The sequence below is a fragment of the Sulfurovum zhangzhouensis genome (assembly GCF_030347965.1).
GTDB lineage: Bacteria > Campylobacterota > Campylobacteria > Campylobacterales > Sulfurovaceae > Sulfurovum > Sulfurovum zhangzhouensis.
This window is the reverse complement of record NZ_JAQIBD010000003.1, coordinates 123,687-144,670: the sequence shown is the minus strand read 5'-3', so window position 1 is coordinate 144,670 and position 20,984 is coordinate 123,687. Positions and strand designations below refer to the sequence as shown.

The 20,984-nt window shown below is 38.2% G+C and carries 22 protein-coding genes; 18 read left to right on the top strand and 4 right to left on the bottom strand.

Annotated elements, in window-relative coordinates:
• Positions 1-6 precede the first annotated feature (6 nt).
• The 5 genes from PGH07_RS08955 to PGH07_RS08935 all read left to right on the top strand — a co-directional run bounded on the left by PGH07_RS08955 (position 7) and on the right by PGH07_RS08935 (position 2,631).
• Positions 7-225, top strand: coding sequence for a cytochrome c oxidase, cbb3-type, CcoQ subunit (locus PGH07_RS08955; protein WP_289414106.1), 219 nt, complete (start codon positions 7-9; stop codon positions 223-225).
• Positions 222-1,109, top strand: coding sequence for a c-type cytochrome (locus tag PGH07_RS08950; RefSeq protein ID WP_289414105.1), 888 nt, complete (start codon positions 222-224; stop codon positions 1,107-1,109). The genes PGH07_RS08955 and PGH07_RS08950 overlap by 4 nt, the downstream gene beginning before the upstream one ends.
• 9 nt (positions 1,110-1,118) lie before the next feature.
• Positions 1,119-1,349: a DUF4006 family protein gene (locus PGH07_RS08945; protein WP_289414104.1), complete on the top strand. Its 231-nt coding sequence runs from the start codon at positions 1,119-1,121 to the stop codon at positions 1,347-1,349.
• 120 nt (positions 1,350-1,469) lie between these two features.
• A complete protein-coding gene (locus PGH07_RS08940) occupies positions 1,470-2,099 on the top strand; it encodes a hypothetical protein (RefSeq protein WP_289414103.1) in 630 nt (209 codons plus the stop codon).
• Positions 2,086-2,631: a FixH family protein gene (locus tag PGH07_RS08935; RefSeq protein WP_289414102.1), complete on the top strand. Its 546-nt coding sequence runs from the start codon at positions 2,086-2,088 to the stop codon at positions 2,629-2,631. Before PGH07_RS08940 ends, PGH07_RS08935 begins: the two co-directional genes overlap by 14 nt.
• A 14-nt stretch (positions 2,632-2,645) precedes the next feature.
• On the opposite strand, the gene hemN is transcribed toward PGH07_RS08935, so the two are convergent.
• Positions 2,646-4,022 (bottom strand): oxygen-independent coproporphyrinogen III oxidase, encoded by a 1,377-nt coding sequence (gene hemN, locus PGH07_RS08930; protein WP_289414101.1) that lies wholly within the window; start codon positions 4,020-4,022, stop codon positions 2,646-2,648.
• 164 nt (positions 4,023-4,186) lie between these two features.
• Here hemN and PGH07_RS08925 point away from each other — a divergent pair, with 164 nt between their 5' ends.
• The 7 genes from PGH07_RS08925 (at position 4,187) to PGH07_RS08895 (ending at position 12,407) form a co-directional block, all read left to right on the top strand.
• The gene (locus PGH07_RS08925; RefSeq protein ID WP_289414100.1) at positions 4,187-6,556 is read left to right on the top strand and encodes a PD-(D/E)XK nuclease family protein; all 2,370 of its coding nucleotides are present in this window, start codon (positions 4,187-4,189) and stop codon (positions 6,554-6,556) included.
• Positions 6,553-9,276, top strand: coding sequence for a RecB-like helicase (locus PGH07_RS08920; RefSeq protein ID WP_289414099.1), 2,724 nt, complete (start codon positions 6,553-6,555; stop codon positions 9,274-9,276). The genes PGH07_RS08925 and PGH07_RS08920 overlap by 4 nt, the downstream gene beginning before the upstream one ends.
• Positions 9,277-9,366: 90 nt before the next feature.
• Positions 9,367-10,035 (top strand): response regulator, encoded by a 669-nt coding sequence (locus PGH07_RS08915; RefSeq protein WP_289414098.1) that lies wholly within the window; start codon positions 9,367-9,369, stop codon positions 10,033-10,035.
• Between the two features lie 514 nt (positions 10,036-10,549).
• Positions 10,550-10,972, top strand: a complete 423-nt coding sequence (gene rplM, locus PGH07_RS08910) for a 50S ribosomal protein L13 (RefSeq protein ID WP_289414262.1) — start codon at positions 10,550-10,552, stop codon at positions 10,970-10,972.
• Between the two features lie 2 nt (positions 10,973-10,974).
• Positions 10,975-11,364, top strand: coding sequence for a 30S ribosomal protein S9 (rpsI, locus tag PGH07_RS08905; protein ID WP_289414097.1), 390 nt, complete (start codon positions 10,975-10,977; stop codon positions 11,362-11,364).
• 189 nt (positions 11,365-11,553) lie between these two features.
• Positions 11,554-12,114 carry an RDD family protein gene (locus PGH07_RS08900; protein ID WP_289414095.1) on the top strand — a complete coding sequence of 187 codons (561 nt, stop codon included), beginning with the start codon at positions 11,554-11,556 and terminating at the stop codon, positions 12,112-12,114.
• 74 nt (positions 12,115-12,188) lie between these two features.
• The gene (locus tag PGH07_RS08895) at positions 12,189-12,407 is read left to right on the top strand and encodes a hypothetical protein (RefSeq protein ID WP_289414094.1); all 219 of its coding nucleotides are present in this window, start codon (positions 12,189-12,191) and stop codon (positions 12,405-12,407) included.
• On the opposite strand, the gene PGH07_RS08890 is transcribed toward PGH07_RS08895, so the two are convergent.
• The 3 genes from PGH07_RS08890 to PGH07_RS08880 form a co-directional block, all read right to left on the bottom strand.
• Entirely contained in the window at positions 12,404-13,219 is an 816-nt protein-coding gene (locus tag PGH07_RS08890; RefSeq protein ID WP_289414093.1) for a peptide deformylase, read from the bottom strand. The genes PGH07_RS08895 and PGH07_RS08890 overlap by 4 nt on opposite strands.
• Positions 13,220-13,322: 103 nt before the next feature.
• Positions 13,323-13,484: a hypothetical protein gene (locus PGH07_RS08885; RefSeq protein WP_289414091.1), complete on the bottom strand. Its 162-nt coding sequence runs from the start codon at positions 13,482-13,484 to the stop codon at positions 13,323-13,325.
• A gap of 64 nt (positions 13,485-13,548) precedes the next feature.
• Positions 13,549-15,021, bottom strand: coding sequence for an NAD(P)/FAD-dependent oxidoreductase (locus PGH07_RS08880; protein ID WP_289414089.1), 1,473 nt, complete (start codon positions 15,019-15,021; stop codon positions 13,549-13,551).
• Between the two features lie 246 nt (positions 15,022-15,267).
• Here PGH07_RS08880 and PGH07_RS08875 point away from each other — a divergent pair, with 246 nt between their 5' ends.
• From PGH07_RS08875 to PGH07_RS08850, 6 genes are all read left to right on the top strand, one after another.
• The gene (locus PGH07_RS08875) at positions 15,268-16,740 is read left to right on the top strand and encodes an MFS transporter (RefSeq protein ID WP_289414087.1); all 1,473 of its coding nucleotides are present in this window, start codon (positions 15,268-15,270) and stop codon (positions 16,738-16,740) included.
• 88 nt (positions 16,741-16,828) lie between these two features.
• On the top strand, positions 16,829-17,461 hold the full coding sequence (locus PGH07_RS08870; RefSeq protein WP_289414086.1) for an HAD family hydrolase: 633 nt from the start codon (positions 16,829-16,831) through the stop codon (positions 17,459-17,461).
• A 145-nt stretch (positions 17,462-17,606) separates the two neighbouring features.
• Positions 17,607-18,170, top strand: coding sequence for a pyruvate flavodoxin oxidoreductase subunit gamma (locus tag PGH07_RS08865; RefSeq protein WP_289414085.1), 564 nt, complete (start codon positions 17,607-17,609; stop codon positions 18,168-18,170).
• Positions 18,171-18,185: 15 nt separating this feature from the next.
• Positions 18,186-18,641, top strand: coding sequence for a 4Fe-4S dicluster-binding protein (locus PGH07_RS08860; protein WP_289414084.1), 456 nt, complete (start codon positions 18,186-18,188; stop codon positions 18,639-18,641).
• Positions 18,642-18,650: 9 nt separating this feature from the next.
• A complete protein-coding gene (locus PGH07_RS08855; protein ID WP_289414083.1) occupies positions 18,651-19,886 on the top strand; it encodes a 2-oxoacid:ferredoxin oxidoreductase subunit alpha in 1,236 nt (411 codons plus the stop codon).
• Positions 19,887-19,888: 2 nt separating this feature from the next.
• Positions 19,889-20,842 (top strand): thiamine pyrophosphate-dependent enzyme, encoded by a 954-nt coding sequence (locus PGH07_RS08850; protein ID WP_289414082.1) that lies wholly within the window; start codon positions 19,889-19,891, stop codon positions 20,840-20,842.
• The last annotated feature ends 142 nt before the right edge of the window (positions 20,843-20,984 follow it).

Here is a 20,984-nt window from a genome sequence, read left to right as displayed (position 1 = left end):
GATAAAATGGACATCAGAGAACTTCAAGGCTATGCCAGTTTCTTTATGACCATTTTTTTGGTAGTGATGTTGTATGGGTATATTATTCACCTGTATAGAAGTGAAAAGAAGGGCGAGAAGGATTATGAAAAATACGGGAATATTGCTATCGATGATGAGATCGATAGCAAACCTGTAGATGAAATTTCCCAAGCTCAGAGTGAAAAGAAGGAGCAAAACAAATGAATTCGTTAGTCGTTAAAGCATTAGCTTTTGCAGCAGTACTAATCGTAGTAACGATGGTAGTTGTAAAGCAGATGAATGTTAACTTGGATGACCCGATCAACCAATTGACTTTACTTGGTGCAGTGGCAATTGCAGTACTTGCATTTGGTGTATCTGCAAAATATGTTTCTCAGATGAAGACTGATACTGCTGGTGGTGAACTTGCAGAGGATAACTGGGATGGAATCGGTGAGTATAAAAATGAACTACCAGCTGGTTGGGCATACTCTTTCCTTGGTCTATTGATCTGGGCTGTATGGTACTTCCTATGGGGATTCCCTGTAAATGCGTACAGTCAAATCGGTGAGTACAATCAAGAGGTTAAGAAGTATCAGTCTAAATATGAAGAGATGCATAAAGATCCTGATCAAGCAACATTAAATGCAATGGGTAAATCTATCTTCTTGGTACAATGTGCACCATGTCACGGTATCACTGGTGACGGTATGAATGGAAAAGCACATGACTTTACTGCAAGAATGAGTAAAGAACAAGTACTTAATGTGATCAACAACGGTCAGAACCAACTTGGTTATCCAATGGGTGCAATGCCAGCAGGTATGGCAAGTGGTGCAGATGCGGAAGCGATTGCTGAGTATGTATCAGGTGGTATGAAAGGTGAAGCACCGGCAATGTTCGCTGCATGTGTAGCATGTCATGGAGCTGATGGAAAAGGTAACATGGGTATGGCACCAAATATTGCTGGTTATGATGATACATTGGTTCATAATGTTCTTACTAACGGTAAAAAAGGTATGATCGGTAAAATGCCATCATTTAAAACAATGATCACACCTGTACAAGAAAAAGCATTGACTGTTTATCTACAGTCTTTGGTACAATAAGGAGTAAGCATGGCAGAAAATACAAGTAGAGGCGTATTTGGTCTAAATGGTATTTCAGGAATGTTGATCGCAACAGTACTATTGCTTTCAATTCTTGTTTTCTTGACATTCAATGCAATCAAAGTACAGAATGCAAATGCTACTAATGCATATAATCCAGCTCCAATTACAGGTAGTTTGGATAATGTTAAAAAGATCAGCAAAGAGAATGCACAACATGCATTCCAAGATGCTAAATAGTAAAAGGATAAATGATGATTACTATTATGGATAAAGTATTAACTGTAGGTATGATAATCACTGCTATTATTACTCTTTGGGCGGTTGTTACACCTAACCACCTATATATAGGATAATTATATGAGCAAAGCACAAGTAAGGGTAACCTTGCTTGCTTTGTTACTTCCACTACTTCTTAACGCTACACACATACTCTATAATAATATTTTAAAACCCGAAGTTTCAACTAACATTGAAAAGATGGGGACTGAGTTATCAGCAAAAACAGGTATTAATGCGTATGTAGTTGCAACCAATGAACCGTTTCCTGAACGATATAATCTGGTGGAGTATAGCAAGAAGTATGAAGATAACATGAGCAAGCCATACGTCCTGTTCATTTTTGCACCCTATGCAGTGATTACAAATGAGTCCAGACAAAAAGGTAGAGTTGGTTTTATCGCTTCCTCAAGTGAAGTAAAAAAATTGTATGATTATGATGAAGTAAGAGATGCTGCTATCGATGTGGTTGCTGCAAAAGATCAAAACAGTGATGAGGATAAGCACAATATCGGGGTACTCCAGGGATACTCAGAGTTAGCTGATCAGATTGGTAAATCAATGGGTGTTAAAATGACTACAACGATTCCTGATGATACAAGTTTTGTTATTAATATTCTCAAAATATTTGTCTATACGGGTTCTATTTTTGTCTTTTGGATATTCTTACTTAGACCGCTAATTATGAGGATAAAAAATGGCAAACAATAAAGAGAAAACCTACTGGCCGCATATGATACTCGGTTTCTTTTTCCTAGGTATTACACTCGGGTATTGGACGGTAAAGACAGCATCAAATATGCCAGTTCAAGAGTCAAATGACTATATGATGAAGTATCAATCGGCAGATATGAATATTAATGATATCATGGAAAAAAAGATAGCATTTGATAAAGAGTATATGATTGAACTGATTGGTAAAGAAACAATGGAAGTGCCTGACAACGTAAACTCTAATAAGGTACAGATGGACCCTGTAAAGCTTTCTAAGGGTCTTAATGAGTTTACTTATATGGTTATTAAGAATAACGGGAGCGTAGTGTCTGATGCAAACGTTTCATTTTTATTGACCAGACCTCATACTAGAGCAGATGATTTTGTAGTTGACTCGGTACCTTATGGTAGTGGTGAATATATTATAAAAGATATCAATATCACAAAGCCGGGAAGGTATACATTACAGCTTCGTGCAAAAGTAGGCGATGCTATAGGTTATTCAGAGATTCCGGCATATCTGAGATAGTCATCTATGACGATTTAGATCGTCATAGAAAAGATTCTTTTTTCCGGCTGGTCAGCCACTAATCTTAAATCAAATGCCATGCAGACATTTCTTACGAACATACGACTGGACTCTTTGACTACAAGTCTGTCTTCATAGATCTCGATGAGATCATCATCTTCCATCTCTTTGAGACGATCAAGTATTTCCGGCATCTTATCCAGTTTCATACTTTCATCAGTCCATGAGGTTTCAAGGTTACACATCAAGTTTAGGATATGTTTACGTACGATGAGATCCTCTTTTGTAAGAAGGTGTCCTCTAAAGACAGGTAGTTTGCCTTCATTGACACGTTTGATATAGTCTTCAACACGTTTTTCGTTTTGCGCGAAGCTATACCAACTATCTGAGATTGAAGACATTCCCAGTCCTATCATCAACTGTGTTTTTCCTGCAGTATATCCCATAAAGTTTCTATGAAGTGTATGGTTTTTCATCGCTTTATAGAGTTTATCCGTAGGCAGTGAAAAGTGATCCATCCCGATCTCTTCGTAGCCTGCATCAAAGAAGAGCTGTTTCCCCAGTTCATAGAGTTCCCTTTTGTACTCGTCTTTCGGTAGATCACTCTCATCAAAACCTCGTTGTCCAACTCCTTTGATCCATGGCACATGTGCATAGCTGTAGTAAGCGATACGATCTGGCATGAGTTTTACAGTATTTGCAATCGTTGTTTTAATATTTTCTTTATTCTGGTGTGGAAGACCAAAAATAATATCATGGGAAATAGACTCATAGCCTATTTTTTTTGCCATATTGTGGATCTTCTCTACATCTTCAAAACTCTGTATACGGTTGATCGCTTGCTGCACTGTCGGATCATAATCCTGAATACCGAAACTGGTACGTCTGAATCCTAGATCATACAGTGTTTGAAGCTGTTCTTCAGTGGTATTATTCGGGTGGGCTTCAAAGCTATAGTCATAACTTTCAGGACGCTTTGCATATACGAAGATACCATCAATAAGACGCTTAAGGTTCTCTGCAGAGAAAAATGTCGGTGTACCGCCTCCAAGATGTATTTCACGGATAATCGGAGTATCTCCTAAAAGATCAATATAAAGTTTCCATTCTGCTAGGAGTGCGTCAATATAAGGATCTTCAACAGAATGCTGTACAGTGATATGTTTATGGCAAGCACAAAAAGTACATAGATTTTCACAATAAGGAAGGTGAATATAAAGGCTAATACCCTCAACCTTATTACTCTCATCAAATGAACGCTTAACTGTTTCTTCCCAGTTATGTATAGATATTCCCTCTTTATCCCAGAACGGAACAGTTGGATACGAAGTGTATCTTGGGCCCGGAATATTGTATTTTTGTATCAGTGCTGCATTTTGAAGCTCCGCCATTTTTATCCTTCCTACTTTTAAATCTTAAGATTATATCCAAAAGGCACTATTAGCCAAATTATTAGTAAGATTGTCAATATGGGATATAATGCCTAAACTTACAACGGCTGTGATATACTACCCTCTATGATTAGAATGATAATACAACAGAAGCGAAATATATCATGTTAAGCCGTAGTGAACTGCATGTCTATCCTACTTCCAGAGCTCTTAGAGAAGTCAGTACCGCATTCAAACAAGAAGAGGGTTTTTTACCTACATTAATGCGTATGGATGAGTTTGAAAATCGACTGATTTTGCTTGATGGTAAGACACAGGTTGATGCACTTCAGCGTATTCTTTTTTTGAGAGAAGCAGCAAAATTTGAAGCGTTTGAAGGACTCAATTTCGATCTGGAGCTCATTCGTTTTTTTACAAGGTCTGATGCAATCTTCAAATTTTATGAAGAGTTGGCAGCTGAAGGCATCGGATTTAACAGACTGCGTGAAGCCGATGCTTATGCTGAGTTTGATGCCCACCTGGATATTCTTGAACAGCTTTTGGAAAATTATCACAAGATTCTTCTGGCAAGAGGATTGACTGATAAAGCATTTATCCCTGCTGCCTATGAGATCAATGAAGGTTTTATACAAAACTATCAAAAGATAGAGATTCATCTGGAGGGATATTTGAGCCGCTTTGAACTTGAACTGCTTCAAAAGGTATCTCAAAATATACAATTGATCATTCACTACAATACCAGTAGATTTAACAAGAAAATGCTGGAGCGCTTTGCAGAGTATGATATAGTGTTTCCTGAAAATGCTGAAGTTTCGATAGATTTTTCATCCAAAAGTATCCTGAAATCTGTCACGAATACTGCTAAGATCAATGTAAACACTTTCAAGGTGGGTGAGCGAAGTGAACAGGTTGCACTGGCTTTTGAGAAGATCGAGGTATTGGTTCAAAAGGGTATAGATCCAGAAAAGATGGTAATGATATTGCCTGATGAAAGTTTCAAAGCCTATTTGTCTATTTATGACAAATTGAATAATCTTAACTTTGCAATGGGATATGATTATAGTGATGGAAGAGTCTATAAATCTTTAGAGGTACTTTCACGTTATCTTGGAAGTTTTGAAAAAGATGATAGATATTTACTGCAGAAGTACGGAGTCGATCTAGAAAAAGTAACAGAAACTATCCCCTCTGGAGTATGTAATGTTATACAGTTCGCTCAGGTATTGGATGAACTTGGTTTACTTGATATACGTTTAGGTGATGAGGAGAATAAAGAATCACCGTCTAATGAAAGGGTCTATGAAAAGTATTTACAGTTTATACATACATTTCATGAAGAACAGTTGCGGTTTAAAGAGTGGCTTTATATATGGATGAAGGCACTTAGCAAAATAACGATTGACGATGTACGGGGTGGCAAGGTGACAGTCATGGGAGTACTTGAGACCAGAGGTGTAAGCTTTGATGGTGTGGTGATCGTAGATTTCAACGAGGGCATTGTACCCGCCAGTTCCAGCAAGGATCAGTTTTTAAATTCAAGTGTCAGGGCTTTTTCAGGATTACCCACACGAAGTGATAGGGAATCATTGCAAAAACAGTATTATAAGCGATTGCTGGAACAATCAAAAGAGGCGGTGATTATCTACTGTAGCAGTGAGAACAGATTGCCTTCAAAATTTCTTTATGAACTGGGTCTGCAACAATTTAGCGAATCGGAGGCATCTCTTGAGCTGCTTTATAATGAACCTAAACAGACTGTTGAGCAGCAAGATCCTGTTGTCGAGTCATTTGATGCAAAAGCGATCACATGGTCAGCCTCAAGGCTTAAAACCTTTTTAGAGTGTAAACGAAAGTATTACTATAGATATATCCAAAAGATAGAAGCAAAAAAAGAGGAAGAATTGAATGAAGGGGCATTTTTGCATGAGCTGCTGGAGTATCTTTTCAAAGAACAAAATCACTATTTCACAGCTGAAGAGATGGAGGAGAAACTTTACCGTCTGATGGATCAGCTGCTCATAGATAATGATGCTAAAACCAACTATCAAAAACTGCTTTGGAAAGAGAAACTTAAAGGTTTTATCAACAGTCAGATCACACACTTTGAATCCGGATGGGAGGTTGTAGAACGCGAGAAGGAGTTTGTGGGTGAGATCGGAGGATTACGTTTTAAAGGGCGTATCGACCGTATTGATCAAGATGCAACACGCACATTGGTACTTGACTATAAAAGCGGGAGTACAGCAGAGGCACAGAAGAGTAGAAATCTTGAAACGCTGAAAGACTTTCAAATGAGTATCTATCATCAAATACTTCAATCAAAGTACCAAAATATCTCCTTGGCATTTGTCAAACTTTTTGAGGATGGGATGATCGAAGAGATTACGTCACTGGAAGCGAAAAATGAACTGTTGGCAGAGCATATTATAGAGCTGAAACAGACGACGTCCTTTGTGGCCCAAAAGTGTGAAAAACTCTCTACTTGCACCTACTGCGAATTTGCACTCATGTGTGAAAGAGGGGAGTATTTATGAGTTTTAAACCTTTCTTGGCCTATTCAGCAAGTGCTGGCAGCGGTAAGACCTTCGCACTTTCTGTGCGTTATATCTCTTTGCTGTTTATGGGGGAGTCACCAAGTTCCATCCTGGCAGCGACATTTACCAATAAAGCAGCCTCAGAGATGCGTCAGAGGGTAGTGGATTCTTTACGTAATTTAGAGAGAGATGAAGCATTTTTAAATGCGATCTGTGAACAGACGGAGCTAAGCAGAGAGGAACTGCTTGATAAACAGCCTGAGGTCTTGGCAAAGTTTCTTGCATCTATTTCACATATCGTTACACTGGATAGTTTTTTCTCTTCTATTTTACGTGCTGCAGCACTAGAAATTGGGCTTGAACCTGATTTTGTGACAAAAGAACAGGGGGATGATGCATTAGAACGTCATTTCTTAAATGAAGTGCAAGCTCAGGGATTGCTCTCTTCTCTGGTAAAACTTGCAATGGACATCGAAGATAAACGCTTTAGCAAGATTTTCGATCTAATGCAAGGATTTTATACAGTAGATCCGCTTCTGCCGGAAGTACAGAAGATTCAGCACTCGGTTCAGAGTGTGGAGGAGCATTGTGAGTCTCTGAGATTAGAGATGATGAAGGCACTTAAGGATGCAGGATCGGCTGATAGGTGTATCAAGCAGTTTGAGACACAAAGTATCAAAGAGCTTTTTGGTAAAAAACTGTTTGAAAACGAAATGTTGGGTGAACATTCTTGGTTTAAAAAGAGTATCAATAATGAGATAGAAGAGGTTTATGCCCGATTAAAAGAGGCACTTAAACTTTGGGGAAAATCTAAAGAACAGGTGGTACTTTATAATCTTTTCAAGATTTATGACTATTATAAAAATGCCACGATCGCAAATGCCAAGTTCTCAGGTATATTGAGTTTTGATGATCTCACTTATTTTACTTATAGACTGCTGCATGAGAGTATTTCCAGTGAATTTTTGTATTTTAAGATCGATGCAAAGTTTAAACACATTTTACTTGATGAGTTCCAGGATACTTCTACCTTGCAGTTTTTGCTGCTAAAACCACTGATCGATGAGATATTTGCAGGACAGGGGCAGAGCGAATTTAAAAGTTTTTTTTATGTAGGTGATACCAAACAGTCACTCTACCGTTTCCGTGGTGGTGTTGAAGAGCTTTTTGACAAAGTTGCAGAACATTACGGCATTACGATTGAACCGATGGATACCAACTATAGAAGCTGTAGACATGTAGTAGAACAGGTAAATCGATGGTTTGAACCAACTATGACGGGATATATACCTCAAAAGAGCAGATCCGGAGCCAAAGAAGGCTTTGTGGAAGTTGTAGAGTCCGATGAAGTGATCGATGAAGCCGTTAAACAGGCACAAAACCTGATCCAACTTGGTGTAGATGTTGATGATATCGCTTTTTTGGTCAGTACCAATAAGGATGGGCAGCAACTGCAGGAAGCATGTGAATATGCAGGTATAGATACACTACTGAAGACTTCAAGCTCATTAAAAACCCTTCCAAAAATCGCTACGCTTGTTGCTATGATGGAGTATCTTTACCTCGGTGATAGGATAGATGCTGAAGCACTGATGATACGTATTAACAAGTCACTGGATGATATAGATCTTAACTGGTATTCCCCTTTGATGCAACCGCTTAAGATACTTGATAGATTGGTACGGGAGTTTGGCTATTTTGAAGAAGATAAAAATATCCTCAAACTCTTGGAATTTGCAGGGAGTTTCGGGGATATTCCTACCTTTATAAAAGAGTTCAAAAGTAGTTCAATCGGTGTAGCTGAACACTCGGTACATGGAGCTAATATCATGACCATACATGGTTCTAAAGGATTGGAATTTGGATATGTGATCGTCTTGGATAAACTCACCCGGCCAAACAGTGACAAGTCACCATTGATCTTTCATTATGATGAGAACCTGTCTGTTGAAGAGATCCTTTACCGGATCAGCGGTAGGGATCATTTTGATGAGCACTATGCACGCTTGATCGCATCAAGAAAACTCTCGGAGATAAAAGATAGAAAAAATGTACTTTATGTTGCACTTACACGTGCAGTGGAAGGGATGATCATCATCCGAAAAGAGAAGGATTCGATCTTTGATGAAGTTGGTGTTTCTCCTATGAAGATCGGTGAGATCAAAGTATCACAGCCGGTATTTGATATACAAAAAAAAGAAAAGAAGAGCCATCTAGTGAGACTGAGTCATTATGGCACGCAAGAGATACTGAAAGAACAAGAGGATGAAGAGAAGGATCTTCAAGCGATACTTTTTGGATCAGCACTGCACTATACATTAGAGATGATGGTAAGATTTGATCTTTCAAGCCTTTCTAAAGCACTGATCTCGATGCAGAACAGATATGGACAGCAGTTGGACATGCACCATGCAGTTCAAATTGAAGCGCGTATTAAAATGCTTATAGTTCATGAAGGTTTTCAGAAGTTGTTGCAAGGTGCACAGGTTAGTAAAGAAAGAGCATTTGCTTATGATGGAGAGCTTAAACAGGTAGATTTGTTGTTGGAATATGAGGATAGCTGTCTAGTTATAGACTATAAAAGTTCTAAAAAATATGATTTGAAGCATCACGTACAAGTACAAGGATATAAAAAAGCCTTAGCAAAATTGATGAGAAAACCTACAAAAGGATTGATCCTCTACCTTCTGGAAGATGCGATAGAACTCATAGAAGTATAAGAAAAAGGTATGGAGGATGTACCGAAGTTCTGATTTTAGAAATTATTTTATAGTAAGTTGAAGTGTAATATCATATAATATAATATGAGAATGAAAGTTTTGATTATTGAAGATGATAGTATTGTCGCAATGCATATGAAAGAGACTATACAGGGACGCAATCATGATGTTGTCGGGGTTGCAAAGAATGCCCAAAAGGCACTTAAGATAGCAGAGAAAAGCCCTATTGATCTTGTAATATCTGATATCAATATTGAAGGAGATATTGACGGCATAGAGTGCTGTAAAATACTCCAAAACACTTATCATACATCGGTCATTTTAGTGAGTGCTTACAATGATCAAATGACCCTAAAGAATGCTTCTACATTAGATTTTTCCGGCTATTTGATCAAACCGTTCCGTGAAGATGAACTGCTTACCCATCTTGATCTTATTGTACTGAGAGAAAAGAAAAAAGAACACTATAAAAGAAAGAAGATTAATGAAGTTTATAGTTACTGCCCAATACACCAGACTTTTTATCGATTTCAAGAAGTCATAGAACTTACTCAAAAGGAAAAAAGTTTTTTAGAAGCATTATTAAGGGCAAATGGTGCAATCGTTTCTTATGAGCATTTTTGGGATACTATATGGTATGGAGAAGTTGTGAGCGATGAGGCACGTAGACAACTTGTTTACAGACTAAGACAGAAGTTACCGGATTTTCCTCTCAAACTTGTTAAAGGTATAGGGTATAAACTGGAAAATAAAATTTAGACTAGCCCTGTTTACATTTTAATTCTTGAGAAATATCCATTTATTTGTTTGTAGAATAGTTTTTTTTAAAAAAATATTATGATTGTAACGTTTTTGTTATGTTAAATAGGTACTATATTGTGCATAGGGAGTGGAGATCAGTACAACACTTGGGGAAGAGGGGTGCCGGTTGCTGCAATTTATGTTTCAAATGTGACGTTAGCCAATGATTAGTAGTTATTATTGGTTAGTGTCCTTTGATGATAGAAACTCTTCAAAATGTTAATATTAAGCCATTAAATGCAAGCTTCAAATTCTTCTCTACGAAATAAAAATGAGAAAAATTCATTAATAATCTTAAATAAAACTTAATTTAAATAAAATTTAAGAATAACTCGATACAATCCGTCCACAAAAAGCATGAAAAGCCGCATGGAAAGCAAACTAAGTTGCTTTTTTAGCTTTGAAACCGAAACGGTTATCATTACATTTGAAGCCGTACATGGGAAAAATAAAATAAGGAAACATCATGAAAATGACAAAAGTCGTAAAGCCTCATGAAGTACAAAGAGACTGGGTTTTGATCGATGCTGAAGGTAAAACTTTTGGTCGTATCCTAACTGAAGTAGCTTCAATTCTTAGAGGTAAACACAAGCCATCATTTACACCAAATGTAGATTGTGGTGATTATGTAGTAATCATCAATGCTGAAAAAGCTATCTTCTCTGGTGCAAATAAATTAGAAGATAAAAAGTATTTTACTCACTCAGGTTACTTTGGTTCTACAAAGAGCAAAAAACTAGGTGAAATGATGGAAAACCATACTGAAAAACTTTATAAACTAGCGGTTAGAGGTATGCTTCCAAAGACTACACTTGGTAGAGCAATGCTTAAAAAACTAAAAGTGTATGCAGGTCCTGAACACCCACACACTGCACAGATCAATAAGGAGGCGTAAGAATGGCAACTGTCTACGCAACAGGAAAAAGAAAATCAGCTATCGCTAAAGTATGGTTGACACCGGGTAACGGTGAAATCAGCATCAACGGTAAGACACTTGATCAGTGGCTAGGTGGTCACGAGACTCTAAAAATGAAAGTAAGATTGCCGCTTGAAGCAACTAAACAGCTTGAGTCTATAAACATCAAAGCTTCTACACTTGGTGGTGGTTACTCTGCGCAAGCTGATGCAGTAAAACATGGTATCACTAAAGCACTTGTTGAGTTCGAACCATCATTCAGAGCGATCTTGAAACCTATGGGTCTTCTTACTCGTGACTCAAGAGTGGTTGAGCGTAAGAAACCAGGTAAGAGAAAAGCGAGAAGATCTCCACAATTCTCAAAAAGATAATCGATCTTTGTATTATCTTTTTTACAAGAGGTTTTTACCTCTTGTATCTCCTCTATATTTTATTTTAAATTTCATATATCACAATTTCTATTTCATAAGATATACCTCCTCCTTTATAGCTAAAACAAGGCATTGTTTCTTCAAGAGAGTAAAGTTATAATGTTATATTTTTAAAAAGAAGGGGAAATCGTGGAAGAATCAAATGTGAGTTCATCATCCTTGAATAAAGAGGCATGGCTGCGTTATTTTGCACGTGTCATCGATATAACTATCGGTACAATGATCGTGGGAGTTGTTATAGGGATCATTATAGGAATTTTCTTCGTGATCTTTGGAGTAGACATTCAAATATTGTCGGAGATTCCTGAATATATTTCTATGCTTTTTGTTATGATCATCTACTTTCTTATAGAAGCAAATGTAATTTCCAGTTTTGGAACAACACCAGGTAAAAAGTTATTAGGCATTAGTGTGCATCATAACAATGGAGACTATTTGGATTATATGACAAGTTTAAAAAGAACTTTTACCTTATGGTTCAAAGGTTTAGCCTTATCACTACCTCTTATCTCTTTGATTACCTTGATTGTTGCATACAATAGATATACAGATCATGGGATCACCTCTTGGGATGAAGAATACAATGTAAACGTTGCATATCAGCCTATCGGAACAATGAGATTAGGTGCAGGTATAGTGGTTTGGATTGTTGCAGTCATGATAAATTTGAGTGCATATATAAGTAATTAGATCTTTGATACGTTCAAAATGGATAAAGTATTTTAACTAAAAATATTTTTTGAGAAGATCACATAGGAGTTAATATGAGAATATGGATATATCAAGAAGAAAAAGATACTCATTTATTGGTTAAACTGTATAAAGAAGATCATGGTGAAGGTGAATACCTGGGTGATCTGGATGAAGAGAGTATCAAGAAGCTTATCTTGGAGATCAAGCCAGATGTAAAGATAGATCAGGCATATGGAACATTAGCTTATTTTGGATTATTACCTCTCCTGGTCTTTAAAAAGAAAAGTTAGCCCAGAATTATATATGCTCCAATGGCTAACACGATTCCTGTAATAAATCGTTTGATAATTACTCCAATATTATTTCCTATCTGACATGAGCTGCATTGTGAGTACTTTTTTGCTTCATACTGAGCATAGAAAAAGAATCCTATCATCAATACAAAAATAATCGGTAGCAAGAACTTATCCAATGTATACAGTGTATTTAGTGTCTCTTTAGAGAGGTTAAAAAAAGGTGAAACAAGTGTAAGTCCCATAATAAAAAGCAGCTTGTCAGTGAAACTGACAAAATAGTCTTTTTTGGAAAAAGTAGGACAGATTTCAACTTGTGGTATAAGACCATTGTTTTTCAGTGCTTCAAGTACACGTTCTCTATGCGCTTTACTCACTTTATCAAGAAATGTTCCTCCAAAGAGATAATCCACTTTTCTTTGGAACGTTGCAGCATATTTTTCATCATCAATATCAATTGATTTTGGTTTGCCATGACGGTCTTCATAGATAACCTTAATTCTTTGTGCTCGTGGAACGATTTGGGTGATTTCAGGGTAATATGCTGTAGTCTCTATAGAATCAAATTTCCCATAGCTTCCTATGATCCTTGGATTAATATATTCACTGTAACTTCCATCTGCTTCTTTGATCAGTACGATATTATATGGATAGGCAATCTGGATTGCAGCTAATGCATCTAGGTTATGTTTGATCATTGTATCTTTGATATCTTCGATCACATCCCAAAGTGTTTGATTAAAAGAACGCACATCAGTACATGCGATATTGACACGTTCATCCGGATATATAACAAGTTTTTGTACCATAAGCATCCTCTTCAACTATTTGTAAAAGCTAATTTAAATAGATAGATTTTAAAAAGAGTTGGAAAATATGATCACTCCTGCTTTGAAGCAGGAGTGTGTAATATTAGTGGCTTTTACGTACAACAATAAGCATTTTAATGTTGATAACGATAAATCTGATAATTTGCCAAAGTATACAAGTTCTCATGAATTTTACAAAACCTGTTGGAACCATTGTAGTAAAGTTCTGGTCGTAAGGCTTTACTCTCTCTTCAATTTGTTTCATTTATTTTCTCCTAATTTATTTTATTCGGTATTTCTACTTTCAACGATACTTTATTTCGTGCTTCTTATTCTGGGATCAAAGTCCAGCCCGGCTTGAGTTTTGCTTTATAGATGAACATATGGTGTAGGATATGTTTGATCCAGTGTCCAGCAAGTCCAATCTCTCCGAATGTATAGTCCAGATCTCGTCCAAGTCCAGGATATTTTTCAAAGTCAGGTACTACAGGATAGACAGTCAATGCTGCTGCCGTACCGTCAGTCAAACCTTTACCTGCAGATGCTACACATGCTGCACCCATTTCAGCCATTGAGGCTTCATGTAAATGAGCGTCCGGACCTTTTTGGATCAGATCAGTGATTGAGTGAGCCACTGCTTTTCCTATGATACCTGATGGCATACCAGTTCTAGGAGGCGTTGGGTTGATTGGAGTACCGTTTGGTGAGCTCATCGGTTTAGAAATGAGGTGCGGTGGTGCAAATGCAATACCACATGCAAAGATATTTTTGAAATCTGGGTTTTGATAAGTTCTCGGCCAGTCACTTGCTTTCCAATCTTCATACGCTTTTGGCGTATAGTCTGCATCAACTTTCAAGAAGCCATTTGGTGCAAAGATCTGAGCTGTCATATCCGAACCATCTTTATCATATGCCTTTAGACCTACTCCGGCAAATGGAGGGATAAGCATTGCAAAGTCAAATTCCATCTCTCCCGTACTTCCATCCAGAAGTTCATACTCAAGTCTTCCATCTTCTACTTTACTGACATGTGCACCAATTGTCCAAGGGATTCCTCTTTCCGTGTAAAGTGATTCCGCAAAAAGTCTCGAGCTTGCAGCATAGCCACCACGTTTCATGTGAAGTCCACCGATACCGAAGTCACCCAGGAATGACTCATTTGAGATCCATTGTATATCAACCATATCCCTTACGCCAGCTTTGTTTGCTTCGTGCTCAACGTTGAAGATATACTCAAATGCTGCACCCTGACATGTACACATACCATGACCTGTACCGATCACTACTTTTTGTCTTTCACCGGCTTTTGCTTTGGCAAATATCTGTTGAAGCTCAAGATTTGCATGCGTAGCATGGTCTGCAGTACATACTGAAACAGTATGTCCTCCGATCCCCCCTTTACCGTCACCAAGCCCTGGAGTTGCATCAAAATTGAGCTTAGGTCCAGTTGCATTGATAAGATAATCATAGCTTACCTCTTCACTCTGACCTTCTTTTCCTTGCCCAGTGTATTCAATTGTAATATACGGTGTATCGCTACCTTCTTTTCCATTTGGATGGATTGATACGGCTTTTGCCTGTCTATAGTCAATCCCTGCTTTTGCATATACAGGAGCAAGTGGGAAGACAACATCCTCTTTTTTCATTTCTCCAACACCTACCCAGATATTCGATGGAATCCAGTTCCATAGAGAGTTTGGGGTGACCACGACGACCTCATGAGCATCTCCCAACCATTTTTTTGCAAATGTTGCAGCAGTGTGTCCTGAGACACCACCACCCATAACTACCAAACGTGCCATATTCTTCCTTTAGTTTAAAATTTCTAGCAAGTATTAATTTTATGAAATGTAATGTTAAATATAAATTAATTATATAAAATTTATTTTTTTTGATCAGTTTATATCTATAAAAATAATTGAAAATATAATTCAATATTATATATTATCTTTCTGCTCTAATATTATGTCTGGGATAGAGGCTAATAATTTCTATGCTACTATTCTGTCTAAATGAATTAAAACAATATAGACAAGTAAGGATAGGTAATGCAGTCATTGATGGATATCTTGTTGACACCGATAAAGGCAATAAGGCTACGTTATCTCCCATTACTGTTGATATATTTTGCTTACGGTTCCAGTGTCTTTGTTGCTATTGCCAGGGACTTCTGGGTCAAAAAAGAGTTGAGCCTCAGTGCGGAAGATCTACTTGCACTGAGTGTATGGCTGACAGTACCCTGGACCATTAAAATGATTTTTGGACAATTGGTAGATTCAGTAACGATCTTTGGCTCCAACAGAAAAGTCTATGTCTTTATCGGGGCAATTCTGATTACAATAAGTACTCTGATGCTGATCGATGTAGTAGGGGATCACACGATACTTGCCGGTTACAGTAAAGAGCATATCTATATACTTGCTTCCGTAATAGGGGTAGTGGGTTTTGTAATGCAAGATGTCGTAGCTGATACAATGAGCACAGAAGTGGTTGATCGTACACAAAGCAGAGAAGAGATAAAAAAAGAACTTGCGATGATACAGGTACTTGCGCGTCTCTCTTTGGGGTTTGCAATCTTTATTATGGGTTGGCTTGGTGGTGAACTGGCGGGGATTTACAACTATGAAACGGTTTTTATCTTTTCTCTTTTTATACCTGTGTTATCCATCCTTGGTGTACTCTTTGTCAAACTTAACCCGGTTCCTACTTCCCCTATCAATAAAGAAGTATTGTTCGGAGGGCTTGCATTTGCTGTTTTTGTCGTAATGATGGGATATCATGACGTACCGTATTCTCAGTTGATTGTTTTTGTGATCTCACTTATCGTGGTGTTGTATCTTTTGCGTTCTCTGGTTGGTGATCTGGACCCTGAGACAATCCATCATATTAAGATGGCGATGATCGTGATCTTTGTGTATCGTGCGATGCCAAGCGTAGGACCTGCATTACAGTGGTGGGAGATCGATGTCCTTGGGTTTGATGAAGCATTTTTTGCCAAACTTGCGATGATCGGAGGAGGGATCGCGCTTGCCGGTATGTGGTTCAGTTCCAAGTTCATTGTTAACCAATCGATATCAAAGGTATTGATATTCCTAACTATTATAGGAACAATACTCTCTATGCCAGTACTGGGGATGTACTATGATTTACATACATTATTAGGTATTGATGCAAGAACTGTAGCACTGGTGGATACGGCGATCGCTTCTCCTTTTGAATATATTGCCGGTGTATTGATGCTGACACTTGTTGCGATCTATGCACCCGAAGGGAAAAAAGGTACGTGGTTTGCTTTGATGGCATCACTGATGAACATTGCATTGAGTGCAGCCGGGATCTTCAGTAAATATCTTAATAAACTATTTATTGTAACACGTGATGTAAGAGAAGATGGTATTATTGTTATCCCTGCAAATTATGATGAACTCGGTATTTTGCTTTGGGTAGTAATCTTACTGGGACTGGTCATACCGATCGTAACGATATGGAAATTCAACCCTGATCCGAATGGAAAAAAATAAACGATCTTCTATCTCATACTTGACAGTATTTGGAAAGTTTGGTATATAGTAACAAATTTTGCTCTCAACGAGAGACAAAAGGAGATCAATGATTATACTTTTTGACCTGGACGGTACACTTATCGACTCAACTGAAGCAATACTTGAGAGCTTTAAAGTTGCCTTTGAGACACACGGAGAAGCAGTACCAGACAGTAAACTTATCAAAGCAGAGATCGGACATCCCCTTGATGTCATGTTCACTACATTGGGTGTAGAAGAGGGGAAAGTATGGGATTACGTTGATGCTTATAAAATGCATTACCGCATTATTTCCTGTCAAAAGACTGTGCTTCTACCCCATGCTAAAGAGGCAGTTGAACTTGCGAGTCAACATGCTACTTTGGGTGTAGTGACCACAAAGACAGCAAAGTATTCGATTGAATTGTTGGAGCATTTAGGCTTAATGCATCATTTTGAAGTATTGATCGGTAGAGAAGATGTGGAAAACCCGAAACCGCATCCAGAACCGATACAAAAAGCCCTCCAGGCGTTACCAAAAGGTGCAAAAAATGTCTGGATGGTAGGAGATACCTGCATGGATATGCTTTCTGCTAAGGAAGCAAATGTTATAGGTGTCGGGGTCACTTGCGGTTATGCAGATGAAATAAATTTGATCAATTGTACTGATTACATTCATTCAAATGCGTTAGAGGCGGTTAGATTTATCGCAAACCGATAGGTACAGCTTAAATATATTATAATTTCAACCCGATTTAAGAGTCGCATGACTACAATAGGGAAAATATGATAATAGGTCCCTCTGCACAACACTACTTTTTTGTAGTGTTATCTAGAGGGTTTTATTATTTTAGATAGGAGAAAACATGACAGAGATTAGATGGCACAGCCGTGCTGGTCAAGGGGCGGTATCTGGTGCTAAAGGTCTAGGGGACGTTGTTGCAACAACTGGTAAAGAAGTTCAGGCTTTTGCACTATACGGTTCAGCAAAAAGGGGAGCTGCACTAAGAGCGTATAACAGAATTGACGATGAACAAATTTTTAACCATGCAAAATTTATGAACCCTGACTATGTCCTGGTAATCGATCCTGCATTGGCATATACGGATAATATCGTAGAAAATGAAGCCGATCATACTAAATATATCGTTACGACACACCTTACTAAAGAGGAGTTGATCGAAGGTATTCCTTCACTTAAAGGCAAAGAAGATAGAGTATTTGTCGTTGACTGTGTACAAATTTCATTGGACACTATCGGTAGATCAGTTCCAAATGCTCCAATGCTTGGTGCATTTGTAAAAGTTTCAGGTATGTTTGAACTTGATTATTTCTTGGAAAATATGAAGAGAGTACTTGCGAAGTTCCCTCAAAAGATCATTGACGGAAACATGGCAGCGATCACAAAAGCATACAACGACGTGAAGTAAGGAAAGAGGATTAGCATGCAAGATTTAAAATTATTAGCAAATGACAACAGAGGACAGCGCGGACTGGAAAGCGGTAGCAGTCTAGAGGGTTGGCATGAGGTAACACAAGGATGTATCCTTCCTTCATTTGAAGGTGATGCAACAGGTATCGCACTTAAAAAAGCTGAAGAGAGAACATATTCAAATCATAACTCTTATACAGCAACTGTTGCATCATGGAGGGTAAAAAAACCTGTATTTAACATAGATGTATGTATCGACTGTCAAAACTGTTGGGTATGGTGTCCGGACAGTTCTATTTTATCAAGAGATAAACAGATGTTAGGTATTGACTATGATCACTGTAAAGGGTGTGAGGTATGTGTGGAAGTATGTCCTACAAACCCTAAATCACTTTTAATGTTTAGTGAATATACTCCGCTGGATGAGGCATTGTCTCAGTGGCCAGAGAAAAAGAAAAAAGAGAAGTAAGGAACTGGTATGGCAGAAAAATACGATTTACAAGAAAGAGAAGTATGGGATGGTAACTTCGCCGCTTCTCAAGCGTTAAGACAAGCACAAGTGGATGTTGTTGCAGCATACCCTATTACGCCTTCTACGCCAATCGTTGAAAACTACGGAAATTACGTAGCAAACGGTTATATCGACGGTGAGTTTGTTATGGTAGAGTCTGAACATGCTGCAATGTCAGGATGTGTAGGTGCATCTGCTGCAGGTGGACGTGTATCTACAGCGACTTCATCACAAGGTTTTGCTTTGATGGCTGAGGTACTATACCAAGCATCTGGTATGAGACTTCCAATCGTACTTAATGTAGTAAACAGAGCGCTTGCTTCTCCACTTAACGTACGTGGTGACCATGCGGATATGTATCTTGGACGTGATTCTGGTTGGATCCAGCTTGATGCATTCAATGCACAAGAAGCATATGACTTGGCACTGTGTGCATTTAGAATTGGTGAGAACCACAATGTAAGACTTCCGGTCATGGTTCACCAAGATGGATTTATCACATCTCACACAGCTCAGAACGTGTATCCTCTTGCAGATGAAGTGGCTTATAACTTCGTAGGTGATTTCCAACCGGTAGATGATATGCTTGATTTCTCAAGACCGGTAACATATGGTGCGCAAACAGAAGAAGATTGGCACTTTGAACACAAAGCAAGACAACATAAAGCATTGATGGATTCTCGTCCTATTATTGATGAAGTGTTTGCTGACTTTGAAAAAGTATCTGGTAGAAAGTACAATAGAGTTGAGACTTATGATATGGAAGATGCTGAAGTGGCAATCGTTGCACTTGGTACGACTGTTGAGACAGCAAGAGTAGCGGCAAAAGAGCTTAGAGCCGAAGAAGGTATCAAAGCAGGTGTTGTTGCAATCAGATGTTTCAGACCATTCCCGTTTGATAATGTAAGAGATGCACTCGAAAATGTTAAATCAGTAGCGGTTCTTGACAGATCAAGTCCAGGTGGTGCAATGGGTGCATTCTTTAATGAAGTATCTGCAGCGCTTTATACAACAGCAAACAGACCACTTGTAACAAACTTTATCTATGGTCTTGGTGGACGTGACTTTTCTATCGCAGAAGCAAAAAGAATCTTCAAAGAGCAGAAAGCACATGCTGATGCAGGTTATATTACAACAGATATCCAACAGTTCTCAGGACTTAGAGGACCAACCCTTGGATTCTTTCAAACGAAAAGAGGTTAATTATGGCAATTACATCAATTAAAAACTTAAAAGATTTTTCAACGAACAATGACAGGTTCGAAGGAGCACATACTCTTTGTCCTGGTTGTGCGCACTCTATGATCGTTAGAGAGCTTATGAACTGTACGGATGACAACCTTGTTATCTCTACAAACACAGGATGTCTTGAAGTATCTACTGCGGTTTATCCGTTTACTTCTTGGGATACTTCATGGATCCATATCGGGTTTGAAAATGCTGCAACAGCAGTTTCTGGTGCAGAAGCAATGCACAAAGCTCGTAAGAGAAAAGGTACACTAAAAGATAACGATGCTCCGGTAAAATTCGTAGCATTCGGTGGTGACGGATCAACATTTGATATCGGTTTCCAATGGTTGTCAGGTGCAGTTGAGAGAGGTCATGACTTCACTTATATCTGTCTAGATAATGAAAACTATGCAAACACTGGTGGTCAAAGATCTTCAGCAACACCTATCGGTGCAACTACATCGACAGCTCAAGCTGGTTCACACTCTTATGGTAAAAAAGAGAAGAAAAAAGATATCGTAGCGATCATGGCTGCACATGGTGCGCCTTATGTTGCACAGCTTGCACCAAACAAGTGGAAGTCTATGGCAAAAGGTTTCCAAAAAGCATTGGAGACTGAAGGTCCATGTTTCATCAACACAGTATCACCATGTTGTACTGAGTGGAAATTCGACCCAAAAGATACGATCGGTATCACTGACTTGGCGACTGACTCATTGATGTTCCCAGTTTATGAGATCATCGACGGTCATGAGCTTAACATTCTTTACAGACCAAAGAATATCATCACTGTTGAAGAGTATATGGGTGCTCAAGGTCGTTATAAGCACCTCTTTAAACCAGAGTACAGACACGTCATTGATCAAGTACAAAAAGATGTGAATGAGTACTGGGATTATCTACAAAGAAGAGAAGAAGCAAGAGTTTAATCTTTCTTCCCTCATCTCTACGATCAGACGGATCTTTATTCCGTTTGATCACTGCACTTTAAAATCAATTATTTTAAATTACCCAACACGCATTAGACCCTTAAGTGTTACTTTTACAATTTTTTTAAACAAACTCTTTTGT